The following is a 16717-nucleotide window of genomic DNA, read 5'->3' as shown; positions in this document are numbered from 1 at the left end:
GGGTGGATCATCACGATCCACCCGGCGTTCGCCGTTTTCGGTCGATGGGTGATCAGCCCGCGTTCCGGGTACACACCACGTCGATGACCTTGGTACCGCTCAGATCGGACGAGCCGAAGTTGGCCAGCCGCGCGATCGGAACACCGTCGGAGAGCCGGTCGATGGCCTTGCGAATGGCCTCACTCCGATTCGGCCCCGACGCCGCGGCGACCCACCCCTGGTCGTTCCACACCACAGCCCCGCACCCGTTGGCCCACGTGGTCATGACCCCGCAGTCCTCCCCGCCCTTGGCGGCACAGGCGTCGAGCACCGCGCCCTGCGCCCCCTCCGCACTGTCCCAGTTCGCCGAGCTCCAGCTCTCCCACATCTGCTCGCTGAACCCGATCGCTCCCCACAGGTCCCCCGCAGCATTGGCCGACCCGGCACCCAGCACCGACCCGACCGCAAGGCCCACCGCCGCCACCGCAACGCCGGCCCTACCGATAAAACTCATCCGACAGTTCTCCTCTTGCGAACAGTTCCGAGGATCGGAACCACACAGAAAACCACGAATCCACCACTCCCGCAAATTCTTTCGATGACGGCCCGGAATCCGCACAGGAATCACCGAAGCCGAAATGGGGGCGGGTCCGTCCAGGATCCGCCCCATCGTCCGCTTCCTACTTGTTGAGCGTGATCCAGGCCTGGCCCGAGAGTTGTTCCAGTTCGGGGTGGTTCGGATAGATGTCGGCGGTGGCGACGATGGTCGCCTCGACGCGGCCGGGGCCGGGCGCCATGCCCATGCCGGTGATCACGCCGTCGGGAGCATGTTCGATGACGCCGTTGCTGTCGACCTTGTGGGACTGGCCGTTCGCGACGCCGGTGTCGAGGTTCTTCCACCGCACCGAGACTCGGTAACCCTCACAGTTCTGCCCGGTCTGGACGATTTTCACCCGGACCCCGAGCTGCCCGGCCTGCGGCTGTGGCACCGTTTCGGCATTGATGATGGCCGCACAGCCGTTCCCCGGCACCCGGGCGAGGGTCGGGTTGAACTGGACGACTTGATCGGACGGCAGGGCCGTCGCTGGACCGCTGAACCCGACGAGCGCGGCAACGGCCGCTGCGGCGGCCACCCCGACCTGAACCGAAACCCGTTGACGTTGTGTGCTTTTCAGACTCATGTTCAGGAATTCGCCGCTCGCCCCGAGGTCGTTAACCACCGTAATGGTCTCAATGAGGCAACAGGCCCACGAGCAGCGGGAGAGACGTGGGTCACAGAGTCCTCTTAACCGCCTGGCACACAACCCTCACGGTTGCCCGGTAGGGTCCGCGGACACGACCAGGAGAGGTGACGCAGGTGAGCGGACGAAACGGATTCCTGCTATTCGGCGGGATCTCGTCGGTCGGGGCGGGAGCGGTACATTTCCTGGCCGCCGGAATGCACACCGACCACGCCACGCTGGCGCGGCTGATGGTCGTCCTCGCCGCGATCCAGTGCGCCGCCGGATTGGCGGTACTGCTGAGCGAGCGCAAGCTCGTGGTGACGTCGCTGATCGCGGTGAACGCGTTCGCGGTGGCGGTGTGGGCGTTCACCCGTTTCGCCGATATCCCGTGGGTCACCGGATTGACCGCGGAGTCACCCGGTGTCGCCGATACCGCGTGCGCCGCGCTGGGTGCGCTCGCCGTGATCGGTGCGGCCATCGCGCTGCTCCGGCCCACCGCGACCCTGCCGCCGATGCGGTCCGGGATCGCGGCCGCCGCGGTGGGTGTGCTCGCGGTGGCGGCGATGCTCAACGGTGTCGGGCACGTGCACAGTCACGGCGAAGGCGGCGACGGGCATTCGCACGCGGCGGGCGACGAGCACGGTCACACCGGCGACGTGTGGCCGCGCCCGTTCGACCCGGCCCAGCCGATCGACGTGTCCGGTGTGCCCGGCGTGACCGCGGAGCAGGAGCAACGCGCCGCCGACCTGATCCGCAGCACCATGGCCGGGCTGCCCACCTTCGCCGACGTGACGACCGTCGGCGCGCTCGGCTTCCGCTCGATCGGGGACGCCGCCTCCGGCTACGAGCACTACGTCAACACCGGCTACATCCGCGACGACAGCTTCCTCGACGCCACCCGCCCGGAGTCGCTGGTCTACCGGGTCGACGGGCAGAACCGCACTCTGGTCTCGGCCATGTACATCGCCAAGGGCAAGAAGATCGACGACCCCGCCCTCACCGACTACGCCGGTCCGCTGATGCAGTGGCACGTCCACGACAACCTGTGCTGGAAGGCAGGCGACAACGGCCCCCAGGTCGCGGGCGTCACCGACGCCGCAGGCAATTGCCCGCCCAATTCGATCAACCCCGGATCGGGCAATCCGATGGTCCACGTCTGGATCGCCCCGCACCAATGCGGCCCGTTCGCAGCCCTGGAAGGTCACGGCGCCGGCCAGGCGAGCACCACCGACGGCCGGCGCGCCGACACCTGCGGCACCCACGACCACAGCGGCGGCCACAAATAGCGACCGGTCAGAGCAGTCCCCAGCGCGTCATATTCGTAATAGGGAGGCACGATGGTGACGACAGTGGAGATTCCGGACGAGCTCCTAGCCGAAGCCCTGCGGCTGACCGGACTGCCGACCAAGAAGGCTGTCATCAATCTCGCGATGTCCGAGCTCGTCCAGGGGTATCGGCAGCGTGAGGCACTGACCCGGCTCAAGCGCTTGGACCACAACCCCTTCCTGACCGAGGACGAGCTGGCGGCCGATCAGGGCGACGCGAGGTGACCGCGACGACCGTCCGTCCGAGATACCTCCTCGACCAGTCGGTGATGTCGCACTATCGGACGAACGCTGCGATCGAACGCGCCATCGACGAGCTGGCCATCACCGGAGCGCTGTGCTCGTCCACGGTGACCATGGACGAAGCCCGGTTCAGCGCTCGCGACAACGCCGACCTCGGCTTCCTCACCGAGCTCTACGGTTCGGTGTTCCACTGGCTGCCCGCCGACGACATGGGCGAATCGGATCTCGGCGCTCAGCTCGGCTGCACCCAGCGACGCAACGCGTCGATCGTGGTTTCCGGGGAAGTGTTGAAGCAGAACCGGATTCCCGGGACCAGCTCGGATGTGACATTGATCAGGCGCTCGAACAGCAGGGTGTGCTCGGGCGCCATCCGTACGCCCGCGCCGATCATGGCGACCCGGAATTCCCGGCCGGCCACGCACTCACGCAGCTGTTCCTCCGCCGCATCGGGGTCGGCGGGTAGCTGACAGCTGACGAGGTCGAAACCCGCTTCGCGCAAAGCGGTTTCACCGGCGGCGATGCGGGCGGTGAGGGTCGCCTCGTCGAGCTGCGGGTAGCGGGAGTAGTCGACGGCGCTGGGGTGCAGTCCGATCGACAGCACGGTCTGCGGATTCTGTTGGGCCACTGCGTCCTCCATTCTCATCAGATACGCGATAGCGCCCAGACCCGCGAGCACTGTCGCGAGCAGGACGCCTGCTCTCACCACGACGTGGTGCCCGTGCGGTCGAAGAAGCCGCCGGTGGGCCCGTCCCGGTCGACCGTCGCCATGGCCACGACGGCATCGGTGCCCTCGGTGACGGTCTGGAACCCACTGTGCCCGTTGAGGTCCGTCGCGGTGTAGCCGGGATCGACCGCATTGACCTTCATGCCGTCGAGTTCACTCGCGTACATGACGGTGAGCATGTTCAGCGCCGCCTTGGTGCTCGGGTAACCGAGCGCCGGTGGTAACAGACCTGCCCATTTCGGGTCGGTGACGGTGGCGATCGAGCCGACGCCGCTGGAGACCATCACGATCCGCGGATGCTCGGACAGGCGAAGCAGCGGTAGGAACGCGCTGGTCACCCGGATCGGGCCGAAGACATTGGTCTCGAAAACCTCCCGCAGGTCGTCGGGCCTTGTTTCGCCCGGTGCGGTGCGCGGACCGCCGATCCCCGCGTTGTTGATCAGTACGTCGAGGCGGCCCGCCTCGACTTTCACCGTGTCCGCGGCGGCGGCGACGGAGTCGTCGGAGGTCACGTCCAGTGCGACGAACCGGACGTCGAGTCCGGCCGCGGTGAATTCACCCGCCGCCGCCTCGCCCCGAGCGGTGTCGCGCGCGGCCAGGTACACCTGCCAGCCCGACCCGGCCAGCCTGCGGACCGTTTCCAGGCCCAGTCCCTTGTTGGCCCCGGTGACCAGGGCGATCGTCTGTGTCATGCACCCAGATTCGCGCCGCGACGGGCCGCGCTCCAGTGCCGACGAGGCATAGGACGGGCGATACCAGGGCCTACGACGCCGGCACCGGCGACCCGGATTCGGCCTGCGCACCGGCGACACGGATGCCGCGCAGCAGCACGATCGCGGCGATCACCACCACCGGCCCCGGAGTCGGTTCGACGATGACAGCGCACACCACACCCCAGCCGAGCACCGCCCACGCGAGGAATTCCGGCGGAACAATGCCACGCCGGTCCATCCACACGATGAGCGAGCCGACGAGCAGCAGCGGCCAGCCGAAACCGGCGGGATTGGCCCAGAAGCTGTTGGCCGCCGGGGTGTCCTCCCACCAGTGGCCCCACAGCTCGAAGGTCAGCCATTCGTCGAAGGAGGACGAGCTGAGCAACAGTCCGATGGCGAGGTGTCCGCCGCCGATGATCGCGAGCACCACCCCAGCCCACTTGATCATCCGATTCACGCTCTGTCGCTCCATCACGAACCCCTCACATATATACGGTACCGTATAAGACACAGCATATCGGCCATTTGTACGGATCCGTATAGCTCCAGCGGTATGGTCTGCGACACAGGCAGCACCGGATGGGATTCGCGGTACCACCCCGCGCCCGAGGACCTGCGGCACCATGAAGCACATGGACAGAGCGGAATTGGCGACCGTCCTGCGCAGCGCGCGATCCCGGCTCACCCCCGCCGACGCGGGTCTGCCCGCCGGATCACGCAGGCAGGTGCCCGGGTTGCGGCGCGAGGAAGTGGCGAGTCTGGCCGGGGTGAGTGTCGACTACATCGTGCGCTTGGAGCAGGGGCGCGGGCCGAAGCCGTCCGATCAGGTGCTCGGCGCGCTGAGCAGGGCGCTGCGGCTCACCGATGTCGACCGTGATCTGGTCTATCGGCTCGCCGGATCCGAACCGCCGCAGGCCGGGCGCATTCCGCTGGTCATCCGCCCGAGCGTGCAGCGGCTGCTGGATCGACTGGCCGACCTGCCGGTGCTCGTGCTCTCCGCCAAGTCCGACATCCTCGCGTGGAATCCCCTGTCGGCGGCCCTGCTCGGCGATTTCTCCGCGATCCCGCCCGGCCGGCGCAACATCATGTGGCAGCGGTTCCTCGGCACCGGCATGGGTCGCGTCGTCATGACGCCCGAGGAGGCCGACAGCAATGCCGCCGCCTGCGTCGGCTGCCTGCGCGCGGTCAAGGCCGCCTACCCCGACGACCCCGACCTGACCCGATTGCTCACCGAACTCCGCACCGGCAGTGCCGAATTCGAGGCGCACTGGCAGGCGGGCCGCTCCAGCGTCATGCACAGCCTCACCAAGAAGATCGCCCATCCACACCTGGGCACGCTCACCCTCGACTGCGACGCCATGCACGTCCCCGACACCGACCAGACCGTCATCATCTACTCCGCGCCCCCGAACACCCCCACCGCCACCGCCCTGGACCTACTCCGCGTCACCGGCCTCGAAACCTTCGGTAGCCGATAACCGAGGCGCCTCGCACGATCGGCTACCGACCAAGAATTGATATCGGGCGATTCGGCGGCGGGATGCTGGAAGGGTCAGATCCGCGATCCCGGCCGCTCAGCGTCCGCCGATGAATTTCCCGGCGGGGATGAACAACTCGTGCCCGGAATCGAACCTGATCCGGACACCATCCGGAACCCAGTCGACCGCAGCAAATTTCAAGGTATCGGTGCCGGTGAAGTCCACTCGGACCCCGTGACCGTAGGAGAGGGACGGGTCGCGGCCGGAATAGATCTCGTGGTGCCGGTCCCTACCCAGCAGGGTGCGTTCCTCGAAGATCGCCACGTAGTGAGTCGACCCGTCCGAGTAGCTGACCGAATCCGGCTGCCGGTTCTGGTCGACAACTCTGCGCGGGTGGATCATGTTGTCCAGCACGATGACTGCCGTCAGCACCAGCAACGCGACGAGGAATCCGCCCAGGGCCGGGAGCAGGAGATTTCCTCGATCGCTTCCCGCTCGGAATCCACTGTCGACCGGCATCGAGTCGACTCCCTCTGTTCCGCGCCCCCGAACACCACCCACCGCAACAACACTAGACCGCCTCCGAGACAACAGGCAGGCCGTGGCACCGAGACCAACTTTCCGGACCACGCCCAGATCCCCGGCGAATCACCGGGTCAGGCGCCTGTGCGATCCCTCGGCGTCAACGGAAGCCGAATAACGACTGGCTCCGTCGCGGCCGCTCGGTTACGGTGCGTTCCGCGAGAGGGAGGACCGATGACCACCACGACCCTGTGGCGACCGACCGGCCCCGAAGAGCTGGCGCTGGTCGCCGAATCCGCTTGGCGCGATTGGCCACCGCGGCTGCCCGACCAGCCGATCTTCTACCCGGTGCTGAACGAGGCCTACGCGGTGCTGATCGCCCGCGACTGGAACGTGCCCGCGTCCGGCGCGGGTTATGTGACGCGGTTCGACGTGCGCACCGACTATCTGGACAACTACGACGTGCAGCAGGCCGGTGGTCGCGACATTCTCGAATATTGGATTCCCGCTGCGGATCTCGCCGAGTTCAACCGCCACATCGTCGGCACGATCGAGGTGGTGCGCCGCTTCCCGGACGACGCACCGGTTCCCGGCATCTGACGGGTCAGGCGGCGCCGGTGCGTTCATTCGGCGCCGCCGCCCGGATCGCCGCGACCGCCGCCCGCGGATCGTCGGCCCAGAAGGCGACGGTACGCACCGTGTAGTCACCCTGCGGAGTAGTGAAGGTCTGCGGCGCGGTCAGGTCCACCCGGACATTCGTGGAGCTGCCGACCGGGAGGGCGAGGGTGTCATTGCCGGTGAGCTGCAACGACTTCGAACCGTCGTAGGCGCGCAGATCGTTGCGCACGGTGCGGACGGTGGCGAGCGGGATGTCTAGTGCGGTGCGGCGCAGGTAGCGGATCCGGAGTCGGTCCGGAGTGAGGACGTGGGGGTACATGTGGCGCGCGGCGAGCATGCCGAGCATCCAGAACAATCCCCAGACGCCCAGTGCCAGCGCGGCGAGCCGCACGGGTGGCCACGGGATGATCAGGTGCACCGCGGGAATCTCCACCGCGCTGACCACGATGAACGCCCAGATGACGGCCGAGACGGCACCCGCGTACCGAATCGGCGTGCCGTCCGCGGTATCCGGCCTGCGGGCGACTGCCCTGGCCAGGCTCACCCACATGTCGATTTCGAGCCGGACGAAACGGCGTCCGAGCCGCATGATCGGGCGCATGATGCCCTCCTTTGCAATACAACTGCATTGTAAAGAGCGCGAGGCCGCTATGGCAATACAACTGCATTGTGAAAAGATGGGCGGATGCCGAAACGGGTGGACCACAGCTCACGCAGGGCGACGATCAGCGACGCCGTGATGCGGCTGCTCGCGCGCGACGGCCTGGAGGCGATCAGCCTGCGCCACGTCGCCGCCGAGGCAGGCGTCTCCCCCGGCCAGGTGCAGCACTATTTCCCCAGCAAGGACGCGATGATGGAGTTCGCGGCGAGCACTATCGCCGACCGGATCGCCACCCGCATCGCCGCCGCGGGCCCAGATCCCGACCTGCACCACATCCTGACCGCGTTGCTCCCCACCGACCCCGACTCGTCCGCCGACTCCCGCACCCTGATCGGCTACCTCGCGTTCGCCTCCGTCCGCCCCCAGATCGCCGAAACCATGGCCACCAACGGCCGAGCCTTCCGCGACCACATCGCCGGCATGCTCCCCGACCACCCCGACCCCACCAATGCGGCCAACACCCTGCTCGCCCTCCTCGACGGCCTGGCCCTACACGTCACCCTCGGTCAACTCCCCGCAGCGGACGCAGGCACACTGCTGACATCCGCGATCGACGGCGTTCTCGCACAGGAGAAATGACGTTCGCGCGAGTCGACGACGCCCCTGGCACGAGCCGATCAGACAGACCCTTTCGGATCTGTTGCCCGGGTCAGATCGAGGTCGAGGTCGAACGGCAGTGCGACCTTCAGTCGATCGTGATGGATGCCCACCGTGGTGTACTTCTGCGTAGCCGGATCGAGTTCATAGGCGTAGACGACCGCGCGCCCGTCTACATTCTCGACGCGCCAGAAGTACGGAATACCCGCCTCGGCATAGAGCTGCGGTTTGCGATGACGATCGCGTTCGAGCGAGTCCGGTGAGACGACTTCAATCGCCAGCACGACATCCTCCGGACGGAATGTCGTCTGATCCAAGCCCGTGACGCCCACCGAATCGACGACCATAACGTCGGGTTCAGGTCGCTGACGAGAGCCGAGCGTCACCGTCATTTCACGAATGCTGTCGAAGCCCTCCGGAGCCTGCCGCATCAATTGCACATGGAGGAACGTGACGACGAGCAGGTGGAATCGCATCTGCGGACTCACGAAGACCAGGCTCCCGTCGATCAGCTGAGTGTGCGGCGGCAGTTCACTCAGATGATCCAGGTCTTCGGCGAAATACCCCCGCGGTGGCGGCACCGGCCAGCTCAACGGAGCTCGCTCCCCCGATGGCATCGGATCCGCAGTCATGGGTCCCTCGCTCGTCGCACGGCGATCGTCTGACCTCGCCATTATGGCACGTGACCACTGACCGCCACCCTCGCAGACGATCAGCGATCACGCCGACTGTCGAGGCGGCCGGACTATCCGCTCCAGCTCTACGACCGACCATCACCACGGGCACGGTCGGCGTACGACAATCGTTGTTCGCCAGCGGGTTTGATGCTCGCCGTAGCGGGCACCCGGTCGCGACGACGACCGGGTGCCTGAGGCTGTGCAGTCAGACGGTGAGCTCGGCACCCCGAGCGGCCCGGTGCGCGACGACGGCTCGTTCGGTGTCGGCCATGACCAGTTCGGCGTTGATCTGCGCACCCGCCATCGCGCCTGCCGCGGCGGCGGCACCGACCTGGGCGGACGGGTCGGTGGCGTTGCCTGCGATCCAGACGCCGGGGACCGCGGTGCGGCCGACCGGGTCGGCGGGGATGTGATCGCCCATGCCGGAGGGGTGCGGCTCCGGGGTAAGACCGAGGTCGGTGAGGAAGGTGGCGCGGGTGTTCATGCGCGGGGCAACGACGAGGGCGTCGCGGTCGAGCACCGTGCCGTCGGCCAGGCGGACGCCGGTGAGCTTGTCGGTCGCCAGTACTTCGACGACCTCGCCGTCGACGATCCGAATGCCGCGGGCGGCAAGCTTTTCCGCGTCCTCGACGCTCAGCGGGGCGGCCGTGTGGGTCAGGAACACGATGTCGTCGCTCAGCTGACTGAACAGCAGGGCCTGGTGCACCGACATCGGGCCGCTCGCCAGGATGCCGATGCGCTGGTCACGCACCTCCCAGCCGTGGCAATAGGGGCAGTGCAGGACCTCGTTGCCCCAGCGTTCGCGCAGGCCCGCGACCTCGGGCAGTTCGTCGGCGAGGCCGGTCGCGACGAGAATCCGGCGCGCCGCCACCACGCGTCCGTCGGCCAGTGTCACCAGGAATTCGTGACCTGCGCCGTCCGAGCTTCCCACCGCGGCCGAGGATCCGGTGGCCATGATCGAATCATCCACTCCCACTGCGGATTCCGCGGCGCTCGATCGGCGCTCGACCGTGACCACCTGCCCGGGCACCACATGCCCGCCGTACCCGCGCACCTCGGCGCGCCCCCGCTCGAGCAGTTCCAGCGGCGGCATCCCTTCCCGCGCCAGCAAACCGTGCACACCGTCGGCCGGTGCGTTGCGCGGCGACCCGCCGTCGATCACGGCGACCGAGCGCCGCGAGCGGGCCAGCATGAGCGCCCCGTTCAGCCCGGCCGCGCCGCCGCCGAGGACCACCACGTCGTAGGTGTCGTTCAACTCTGTCATCTGAAGCCTCCTTCGGCGACCACCGTGCACCCGCACTCGAACAAGTGGCAATCTTTCTTGCTGACATGGCAAACTGATAGCCATGGACGACCTCGAAGAGACCCTGGGATCGGTCGGCCCCCGGCTCCGCTCCCTGCGCAAACAGCGCAGGACCACCCTGGCCGACCTGTCGGCCGAGACCGGCATCTCGGTCAGCACCCTGTCGCGCCTGGAATCCGGCGACCGCAAACCCACCCTCGAACTACTGCTTCCCCTGGCCAAGGCACACGGCGTGACCCTCGACGAACTCGTCGACGCCCCACCCACCGGCGACCCGCGCATTCACCTGCGCCCGATCACCCGCCACGGCATGACGATGCTGCCGCTGACCAAACGCGCCGGCGGCATCCAAGCGTTCAAGATGATCATCGCCCCCAACGCCCGCAACCGCCCGGACGAACCCCAGGTCCACGAGGGCTACGAATGGCTCTACGTCCTCAACGGCCGCCTGCGCCTGATCCTCGGCGACAACGACATCGTCCTCACCCCCGGCGAAGCCGCCGAATTCGACACCCACATCCCCCACTGGTTCGGATCCGCCGACGACCACCCCGTCGAATTCCTCAGCCTCTTCGGCAAACAGGGCGAACGCGCCCACCTCCGCGCCCGCCCCAAGAACTCCGACTGATCGAGTTCCGCAGTCCACAGAACCGAACGGCGGCTCAGCCCCGCAATGCCGCGATCAGGGCGGGGCTCAGCGCCAGGGCGGGGAGGGATTCGACGAGCAGGTCGACCAATTGCTCGCGGGTGATCGGCTTCTCCGTCATCCAGGTGAGGATCGTTTCCTCGACGAAGGCGATCCAGCCGCGGATGGTCAGGGTGAGGCGAGCGAGGTCGGGGTCGTCGGGGGGTAGCGGGAGTTCGGACACGATGAGATCGGCTATGGCGCCACGGGTTTCGTTGACGTAGTCGAGCAGGTCGGGGGTGATGCTGGCGGGCCCGCGCAGCACGGAGCGATAGGACGCGGAGTGCTCGGTGGCGTAGTCGACAAACCGCTCGATCGAGTCGCGCAGCATGTCGAACAGCGACAGCTCGCGATTGGGCGTGACGGCCGCGAAGAACTCGGCGCTCACATGCCGCGCGATGGCCTCGTGGAACTCCTGCTTGGAGGCGAAGTAGTGGAACAGCAGCCCACGCGAGATGCCGGCCTGCTTGGCGATGTCGTCGACCGAGATGTCCTCGAGCGACCGCTCGGCCAGCATCTCGGCACCGAGGGTGATCAGCTGTAGCCGACGTTCCTCGGGGCTGAGCCGCACACGCTTGGTCGCTCCCGAACTCCTGATACTCACATCGACCATCCTAGCCACTACTGAACTCAGCTCAATAGCTGTTGACTCCGGCTCAATAGGGACGTAGTCTGCCTTACATGAGTCGCAAGGTTACAGACAAAGCCGTCGCCAACCGCGCCGTCCGCCACGTCAAGACGATCATCGTCGGCAGTGGGTTCGCGGGCCTCGGTATGGCCATCCGGCTGCATCAGCAGGGTCGCGATGATTTCCTCGTCCTGGAGCGCGGCAGCGATGTCGGCGGCACCTGGCGGGACAACACCTACCCCGGTGCCGCCTGCGACGTGCCATCGCACCTGTACTCCTACTCGTTCGCGCTGAACCCCGACTGGTCGCGCTCGTTCTCCAAGCAGGGCGAGATCCAGACCTACATCCGTGGCGTCGCCGAGAAGAACAACGTGCTCGACAAGCATCTGTTCGACTGCGACGTGCTCGGCATGCGCTGGAACGCCGAGACCGCCCGCTGGGACATCACCACCAGCAAGGGCGACTTCACCGCCGAGACCGTGGTCTCCGCGGTCGGCGCCCTGTGCGAGCCGTCGCTGCCCGACATCAAGGGCATCAACGAGTTCGAGGGCGAGATCTTCCACTCGGCCCGCTGGGACCACGACGTGGAGCTCGCGGGCAAGCGGGTCGCCGTGATCGGCACCGGCGCCTCGGCCATCCAGATCGTGCCTGCCATCGCGGGCAAGGTCGCCCACCTCGACCTGTACCAGCGCACCGCGCCGTGGCTGCTGCCGCGCATGGATCGCCCGTACCTGCTGCCGGAACGCCTGGCGTTCAAGTACATTCCGGGCGTGCAGCGACTGTCCCGCGCGGCCATCTACGCCGCCCGCGAGACCCAGGTCGTCGGCCTGGCCAAGTACCCCGCGCTGATGAAGATCTTCGAGACGATCTCGCGCGGCAAGCTGCTGGCCGAGGTCCGAGACCCGGTCAAGCGCGCCAAGGTCACCCCGAACTACCGCATCGGCTGCAAGCGCATGCTGATCTCCAACGAGTACTACCCGGCGATCGACCGCGACAATGTCGAGGTGGTCACCGACGGCATCGCCGAGGTCAGGGCAGGCTCGATCGTCACCAAGGACGGCACCGAGCGCGAGATCGACGCGCTGATCGTGGCGACCGGCTTCCACGTCACCGACTCCCCCGCCTTCGAGACCATCACCGGCCGCGCCGGGCAGACCCTGTCCGAGCAGTTCGACGAGGTCGGCCAGCGCGGCTACAAGGGCTCGACCATCGAGAACTTCCCGAACATGTTCTTCCTGCTCGGCCCGAACGTCGGCCTCGGCCACACCTCGATGGTGTTCATGATCGAATCGCAGATCAACTACGTCGCCGACGCGCTGGCTACCATCGATAGGCAGAACCTGCGCACCGTCGAGGTCCGCCCCGAGGCCGTGCGCGCGTACAACACCGAACTGCAGGCGAAGATGGCCGACAGCGTCTGGATGAACGGCGGCTGTGCCAGCTGGTACCTGGACAAGCACGGCAACAACACCACACTGTGGCCCGATTTCACCTTCCAGTTCCGTAGGCTGACCAAGAATTTCGACGTCGCGGCCTACGACACGACTGCTTCGACCGACTCCGACACCGAACTGAAAGTGGTGGCAGCACAGTGAGCAATGATGCTTACTTCACGAACAAAGTCTGTGTGATCACGGGTGCCGGGTCCGGCATCGGCCGCGCGCTGGCCGAGAACCTGGCCCGCCGCGGCGCCAAGCTGGCGCTGTCCGACATCGACGCCGAGGGCCTTGCCGAGACCGTGCGCATCGTCGAGGGACTGGGCGCGCAGGTCAAGTCCGACCGGCTCAATGTCGCCGAGCGCGAGTCCTTCCTGGTCTACGCCGATTCGGTGAAGGCGCACTTCGGCGTCGTGCACCAGATCTACAACAACGCCGGTATCGCCTACCACGGTGATGTCGTCAAGACCGAGTTCAAAGACATCGAACGCATCATGGATGTCGACTTCTGGGGCGTCGTCAACGGCACCAAGGCGTTCCTGCCGATGCTGATCGAGTCCGGCGACGGCCACGTGATCAACGTGTCCTCGCTGTTCGGCCTTGTCGCCGTGCCCGGCCAGGCGGCCTACAACTCGGCCAAGTTCGCGGTCCGCGGCTTCACCGAGGCGCTGTACCAGGAGATGCGGATTTCCAAGGCGCCGGTCAAGGTCACCTGTGTGCACCCCGGCGGCATCAAGACCGCCGTCGCGCGCAACGCCACCTACGCCGAGGGCATGGACGGCGCTACCGCCGCCTCGCTGTTCGACAAGTACCTGGCGATCCACACCCCGGAGATGGCCGCGCAGACCATCACCGAGGGTGTGCGCAAGGGTCACGCCCGCGTGCTGATCGGCTGGGAGGCCAAGATGCTCGACGTGAGCGTGCGCTTCCTGGCCTCGGGCTACAGCCGGATCTCGGCCGTGGTCAACGGCCGTTTCATGCCGCACTGACCCGAGCGAAATTCAGGTAACGCCATGCGCGAGTTCAAGATTCCGCTGCCGATCGCCCGTATGTTGCTCGACCCGGTCTTCCGGGTCACGCTCAACGCGCGGCTGCCGGTGGCGGTGCAGCGCGCTCTGCTCGACGCGGTCTCCCTGATGCAGCTGGTGCCCGACGGTTCCGTCGTGCAGCACCTGCAGCTGGGGGGCCGCCCGGCCGAGCGGGTCATCGCGGAGACCGCGATCCCGGGTTCGCGTACCCGGGCTGTCCCGCCGGAGCGTGCCGCAGGCGCGATCCTGTACCTGCACGGCGGCGGTTACGTGGTCGGCTCGCTGACCACGCACCGCTCGCTCGTAGCGCACCTGGCGCAGGAGACCTCGTGCGCGGTCTACGCGCTGGACTACCGGCTCGCGCCCGAACACCCGCTCCCGGCCGGCCTCGACGACGCCGAGGCCGCGTTCCTGGATCTGGTGCACAACGTCGGTTACCGGCCCGACCAGATCTGCCTGGCCGGTGACTCGGCGGGCGGCGGCCTTGCGCTGGCACTGGCCCAGCGGCTGATCGACAAGCACGCGATGACGCCTGCTGCCCTCGGCCTGATCGCACCCTGGGTCGACCCGACCCAGGTGCCCGCCAAAGCCCGCGACCTGGTGATCAACCGGGCGTGGTCGCAGGCGTGCGCCGCCTACTACCTCGGCGACGGCGCCGCAACCGATGCGGGCTACGCCCCGCTCACCGGAAACCTGCTCGGCCTGCCTCCCACCTACGTGCAGGCCGATGTGAGCGAACTATTGCACGATCAGTGTTGCCAGCTCGTTTCAGCCCTGCGTGGGGCGGGTGTGCATGTCCGCTTCACCGAAACCCGCGGCCTCTGGCACGTCGCGCAACTGCAGGCCGCGCTGGTCACCGAGGCAGCGCTGGCACTCAGCGAACTCGCAGAATTCCTGCGAGAAGCAATTCAGCCGGTATCGATCGACGATTTACGATAAAGCCTGGTGACGGGCAATTCGGGCGGCGATATCGCGGCCCACGCGAACGTGTCGTAGATTACTGGCGAGTAGAACCCACTGGAAGGGCACAGATGCGAGAGTTCGAAGTTCCGGCTTCCTACACCATCCCGGACGATGCGAACAATTCCGACAACGTCTTCCGCTTCGGCAAAGAGACGCCGAACACGGTGTTGTTCAACGTCCCGAACGGCAGCGGCGGCTGGAACGACGTGACGGCGGCACAGTTCGAGAAGGCCGTCACCGGCGTCGCCAAGGGCCTGATCGCCTCGGGCATCGAACTGGGCGACCGCGTCGCCATCATGGCGGCCACCCGCTACGAGTGGTCGCTGCTGGACTTCGCGATCTGGGCCGCCGGTGGCGTGACCGTCGCGATCTACGACAGCTCGGCCGCCGAGCAGGCCAAGTGGATCCTGCAGGACTCCGAGACCAAGCTGCTGGTCGTCGAGAACGACAAGCACCGCGCCACGATCGACGAGATCGAAGCCGGTTCGCTGCCCGCGCTGGCCGAGACCCTGCAGATCGACAAGGGCGCGATCGACGAACTGACCAAGCGCGGCGCCGATCTCGACGACGAGGTCGTGCACGCCCGCCGCAAGCAGGTCGGCGCGGCCTCCCCGGCCACCCTGATCTACACCTCGGGCACCACCGGCCGCCCCAAGGGCGTGCAGCTGACCCACGCGAACCTGTGGGCGGAGTCGCGTTCGGGCGGCATCGAGCTGTCCGCCTTCGTCTCCGAGGGCCAGAAGACCCTGCTGTTCCTGCCGCTGGCGCACGTGTTCGCCCGCGCGGTCGCGCTGATCGCCTTCGATTCCAAGGTGACCGTCCGCCACAGCTCGGACTGGACGACCCTGGTCGAGCAGTTCGGTGAGTTCAAGCCGGACTTCATCCTCTCGGTGCCGCGCGTGTTCGAGAAGGTGTTCAACTCCGCCAAGCAGAAGGCGCACGACGGCGGCAAGGGCAAGATCTTCGACGCCGCGGCCGAGACCGCCATCGCCTACAGCACGGCGCTCGAGACCAAGGGCGGCCCCGACCTGCTGCTCAAGCTCAAGCACTTCGTCTTCGACAAGCTGGTCTACAGCAAGCTGCGGGCGGCCCTCGGCGGGCAGTGCCTGGCCGCGGTCTCCGGTGGCGGCCCGCTGGGCGCGCGCCTGGGCCACTTCTTCCGTGGTGCCGGCGTCACGATCTACGAGGGCTACGGCCTGACCGAGTCCACCGCCGCGTTCACCGTCAACACCCCGCAGTTCATCCGGGTCGGCTCGGTCGGTCGCCCGATCCAGGGTCACGCGGCCAAGATCGCCGAGGACGGCGAGCTGCTGCTCAAGGGTTCGGTCGTGTTCAACGGCTACTGGGGCAACGCCGAGGCCACCGAGGAAGCGTTCGAGGACGGCTGGTTCAAGACCGGCGACCTCGGCGCCATCGACGCCGACGGCTTCGTCACCATCACCGGCCGCAAGAAGGAAATCCTGGTCACCGCGGGCGGCAAGAACGTCTCCCCCGCCGTGCTCGAGGACTCCCTGCGCGCGCACCCGCTGATCAGCCAGGTCATGGTCGTCGGTGACGGTCAGCCGTTCATCGGCGCGCTGATCACCCTGGACCCGGAGGCGCTGCCGGGCTGGAAGGACCGCAACGGCGTCGCCGCCGACACCGCGATCGAGGCCCTGATCGAGAACCCGGCGCTGGTCGCCGAGGTACAGGCCGCGATCGACGAGACCAACAAGAAGGTCTCCAAGGCCGAGGCGATCAAGAAGATCCGCATCCTCCCGGTCGACTGGACCCAGGAGGGTGGCGAGCTCACCCCGAAGATGTCGCTCAAGCGCGCCGTCGTCATGAAGCAGTACGCGGGCGAGGTCGACAAGATCTACTCGTGATCGAATAGTTCGTACCGCCGACACGGCCGGTTGCCCGCCAGGGCGACCG

20 protein-coding genes are annotated in these 16717 nt (G+C 67.2%); 10 read left to right on the top strand and 10 right to left on the bottom strand.

Annotation, left to right across the window (positions count from 1 at the left end; all coding sequences use genetic code 11):
- Positions 1-52 precede the first annotated feature (52 nt).
- Complete coding sequence (locus ACWF9G_RS26950; protein ID WP_452518678.1) at positions 53-493, bottom strand: DUF4189 domain-containing protein; 441 nt, start codon at positions 491-493, stop codon at positions 53-55.
- A gap of 166 nt (positions 494-659) precedes the next feature.
- Positions 660-1112 (bottom strand): hypothetical protein, encoded by a 453-nt coding sequence (locus ACWF9G_RS26945; protein ID WP_452518677.1) that lies wholly within the window; start codon positions 1110-1112, stop codon positions 660-662.
- Between the two features lie 224 nt (positions 1113-1336).
- Between ACWF9G_RS26945 and ACWF9G_RS26940 the strand changes: the two genes are divergently transcribed.
- Entirely contained in the window at positions 1337-2488 is a 1152-nt protein-coding gene (locus tag ACWF9G_RS26940) for a hypothetical protein (protein ID WP_452518675.1), read from the top strand.
- Between the two features lie 51 nt (positions 2489-2539).
- Complete coding sequence (locus ACWF9G_RS26935; protein WP_379303823.1) at positions 2540-2752, top strand: type II toxin-antitoxin system VapB family antitoxin; 213 nt, start codon at positions 2540-2542, stop codon at positions 2750-2752.
- A gap of 250 nt (positions 2753-3002) precedes the next feature.
- On the opposite strand, the gene ACWF9G_RS26930 is transcribed toward ACWF9G_RS26935, so the two are convergent.
- The 3 genes from ACWF9G_RS26930 to ACWF9G_RS26920 form a co-directional block, all read right to left on the bottom strand.
- Positions 3003-3395, bottom strand: a complete 393-nt coding sequence (locus ACWF9G_RS26930; protein ID WP_452518673.1) for a hypothetical protein — start codon at positions 3393-3395, stop codon at positions 3003-3005.
- Between the two features lie 74 nt (positions 3396-3469).
- A complete protein-coding gene (locus tag ACWF9G_RS26925) occupies positions 3470-4186 on the bottom strand; it encodes an SDR family oxidoreductase (RefSeq protein ID WP_452518671.1) in 717 nt (238 codons plus the stop codon).
- Between the two features lie 70 nt (positions 4187-4256).
- Complete coding sequence (locus ACWF9G_RS26920) at positions 4257-4655, bottom strand: DUF6463 family protein (protein ID WP_452518669.1); 399 nt, start codon at positions 4653-4655, stop codon at positions 4257-4259.
- Positions 4656-4839: 184 nt separating this feature from the next.
- Here ACWF9G_RS26920 and ACWF9G_RS26915 point away from each other — a divergent pair, with 184 nt between their 5' ends.
- Positions 4840-5685 (top strand): helix-turn-helix transcriptional regulator, encoded by an 846-nt coding sequence (locus tag ACWF9G_RS26915; protein WP_452518668.1) that lies wholly within the window; start codon positions 4840-4842, stop codon positions 5683-5685.
- 96 nt (positions 5686-5781) lie between these two features.
- On the opposite strand, the gene ACWF9G_RS26910 is transcribed toward ACWF9G_RS26915, so the two are convergent.
- Complete coding sequence (locus ACWF9G_RS26910) at positions 5782-6204, bottom strand: hypothetical protein (protein ID WP_452518666.1); 423 nt, start codon at positions 6202-6204, stop codon at positions 5782-5784.
- A gap of 237 nt (positions 6205-6441) precedes the next feature.
- Here ACWF9G_RS26910 and ACWF9G_RS26905 point away from each other — a divergent pair, with 237 nt between their 5' ends.
- The gene (locus ACWF9G_RS26905) at positions 6442-6807 is read left to right on the top strand and encodes an ADP-ribosylation/crystallin J1 (protein WP_452518664.1); all 366 of its coding nucleotides are present in this window, start codon (positions 6442-6444) and stop codon (positions 6805-6807) included.
- A gap of 4 nt (positions 6808-6811) precedes the next feature.
- On the opposite strand, the gene ACWF9G_RS26900 is transcribed toward ACWF9G_RS26905, so the two are convergent.
- Positions 6812-7426 (bottom strand): hypothetical protein, encoded by a 615-nt coding sequence (locus ACWF9G_RS26900; protein WP_452518663.1) that lies wholly within the window; start codon positions 7424-7426, stop codon positions 6812-6814.
- 84 nt (positions 7427-7510) lie between these two features.
- Here ACWF9G_RS26900 and ACWF9G_RS26895 point away from each other — a divergent pair, with 84 nt between their 5' ends.
- Entirely contained in the window at positions 7511-8065 is a 555-nt protein-coding gene (locus ACWF9G_RS26895; RefSeq protein ID WP_452518661.1) for a TetR/AcrR family transcriptional regulator, read from the top strand.
- A gap of 38 nt (positions 8066-8103) precedes the next feature.
- On the opposite strand, the gene ACWF9G_RS26890 is transcribed toward ACWF9G_RS26895, so the two are convergent.
- The gene (locus ACWF9G_RS26890; RefSeq protein ID WP_379303837.1) at positions 8104-8715 is read right to left on the bottom strand and encodes a Uma2 family endonuclease; all 612 of its coding nucleotides are present in this window, start codon (positions 8713-8715) and stop codon (positions 8104-8106) included.
- Positions 8716-8965: 250 nt separating this feature from the next.
- Positions 8966-10024, bottom strand: coding sequence for an NAD(P)/FAD-dependent oxidoreductase (locus tag ACWF9G_RS26885; protein ID WP_452518659.1), 1059 nt, complete (start codon positions 10022-10024; stop codon positions 8966-8968).
- 82 nt (positions 10025-10106) lie between these two features.
- Between ACWF9G_RS26885 and ACWF9G_RS26880 the strand changes: the two genes are divergently transcribed.
- Entirely contained in the window at positions 10107-10691 is a 585-nt protein-coding gene (locus tag ACWF9G_RS26880) for a helix-turn-helix domain-containing protein (protein WP_379303841.1), read from the top strand.
- Positions 10692-10725: 34 nt separating this feature from the next.
- On the opposite strand, the gene ACWF9G_RS26875 is transcribed toward ACWF9G_RS26880, so the two are convergent.
- Positions 10726-11361: a TetR/AcrR family transcriptional regulator gene (locus tag ACWF9G_RS26875; protein ID WP_452518657.1), complete on the bottom strand. Its 636-nt coding sequence runs from the start codon at positions 11359-11361 to the stop codon at positions 10726-10728.
- Between the two features lie 68 nt (positions 11362-11429).
- Between ACWF9G_RS26875 and ACWF9G_RS26870 the strand changes: the two genes are divergently transcribed.
- From ACWF9G_RS26870 to ACWF9G_RS26855, 4 genes are all read left to right on the top strand, one after another.
- The gene (locus tag ACWF9G_RS26870; protein WP_452518655.1) at positions 11430-12971 is read left to right on the top strand and encodes a flavin-containing monooxygenase; all 1542 of its coding nucleotides are present in this window, start codon (positions 11430-11432) and stop codon (positions 12969-12971) included.
- Positions 12968-13801, top strand: coding sequence for an SDR family NAD(P)-dependent oxidoreductase (locus tag ACWF9G_RS26865; RefSeq protein WP_452518653.1), 834 nt, complete (start codon positions 12968-12970; stop codon positions 13799-13801). Before ACWF9G_RS26870 ends, ACWF9G_RS26865 begins: the two co-directional genes overlap by 4 nt.
- A 24-nt stretch (positions 13802-13825) precedes the next feature.
- Positions 13826-14779 (top strand): alpha/beta hydrolase, encoded by a 954-nt coding sequence (locus ACWF9G_RS26860; protein WP_452518652.1) that lies wholly within the window; start codon positions 13826-13828, stop codon positions 14777-14779.
- A 92-nt stretch (positions 14780-14871) separates the two neighbouring features.
- Positions 14872-16668, top strand: a complete 1797-nt coding sequence (locus ACWF9G_RS26855) for an AMP-dependent synthetase/ligase (RefSeq protein WP_452518650.1) — start codon at positions 14872-14874, stop codon at positions 16666-16668.
- Positions 16669-16717 lie beyond the last annotated feature (49 nt).

The organism is Nocardia sp. NPDC055029 (assembly GCF_053608525.1).
The sequence above is the reverse complement of the archived record's forward strand: the minus strand, read 5'-3'. Positions and strand labels throughout refer to the sequence as shown.

Excerpts from the sequence above, each read along its gene's own strand:
- ACWF9G_RS26950 (WP_452518678.1), bottom strand. The coding sequence starts at position 493 with ATGAGTTTTATCGGTAGGGCCGGCGTTGCGGTGGCGGCGGTGGGCCTT.
- ACWF9G_RS26935 (WP_379303823.1), top strand. The coding sequence starts at position 2,540 with ATGGTGACGACAGTGGAGATTCCGGACGAGCTCCTAGCCGAAGCCCTG.
- ACWF9G_RS26925 (WP_452518671.1), bottom strand. The coding sequence starts at position 4,186 with ATGACACAGACGATCGCCCTGGTCACCGGGGCCAACAAGGGACTGGGC.
- ACWF9G_RS26920 (WP_452518669.1), bottom strand. The coding sequence starts at position 4,655 with ATGATCAAGTGGGCTGGGGTGGTGCTCGCGATCATCGGCGGCGGACAC.
- ACWF9G_RS26915 (WP_452518668.1), top strand. The coding sequence starts at position 4,840 with ATGGACAGAGCGGAATTGGCGACCGTCCTGCGCAGCGCGCGATCCCGG.
- ACWF9G_RS26910 (WP_452518666.1), bottom strand. The coding sequence starts at position 6,204 with ATGCCGGTCGACAGTGGATTCCGAGCGGGAAGCGATCGAGGAAATCTC.
- ACWF9G_RS26905 (WP_452518664.1), top strand. The coding sequence starts at position 6,442 with ATGACCACCACGACCCTGTGGCGACCGACCGGCCCCGAAGAGCTGGCG.
- ACWF9G_RS26900 (WP_452518663.1), bottom strand. The coding sequence starts at position 7,426 with ATGCGCCCGATCATGCGGCTCGGACGCCGTTTCGTCCGGCTCGAAATC.
- ACWF9G_RS26895 (WP_452518661.1), top strand. The coding sequence starts at position 7,511 with ATGCCGAAACGGGTGGACCACAGCTCACGCAGGGCGACGATCAGCGAC.
- ACWF9G_RS26890 (WP_379303837.1), bottom strand. The coding sequence starts at position 8,715 with ATGACTGCGGATCCGATGCCATCGGGGGAGCGAGCTCCGTTGAGCTGG.
- ACWF9G_RS26885 (WP_452518659.1), bottom strand. The coding sequence starts at position 10,024 with ATGACAGAGTTGAACGACACCTACGACGTGGTGGTCCTCGGCGGCGGC.
- ACWF9G_RS26880 (WP_379303841.1), top strand. The coding sequence starts at position 10,107 with ATGGACGACCTCGAAGAGACCCTGGGATCGGTCGGCCCCCGGCTCCGC.
- ACWF9G_RS26875 (WP_452518657.1), bottom strand. The coding sequence starts at position 11,361 with ATGGTCGATGTGAGTATCAGGAGTTCGGGAGCGACCAAGCGTGTGCGG.
- ACWF9G_RS26870 (WP_452518655.1), top strand. The coding sequence starts at position 11,430 with ATGAGTCGCAAGGTTACAGACAAAGCCGTCGCCAACCGCGCCGTCCGC.
- ACWF9G_RS26860 (WP_452518652.1), top strand. The coding sequence starts at position 13,826 with ATGCGCGAGTTCAAGATTCCGCTGCCGATCGCCCGTATGTTGCTCGAC.
- ACWF9G_RS26855 (WP_452518650.1), top strand. The coding sequence starts at position 14,872 with ATGCGAGAGTTCGAAGTTCCGGCTTCCTACACCATCCCGGACGATGCG.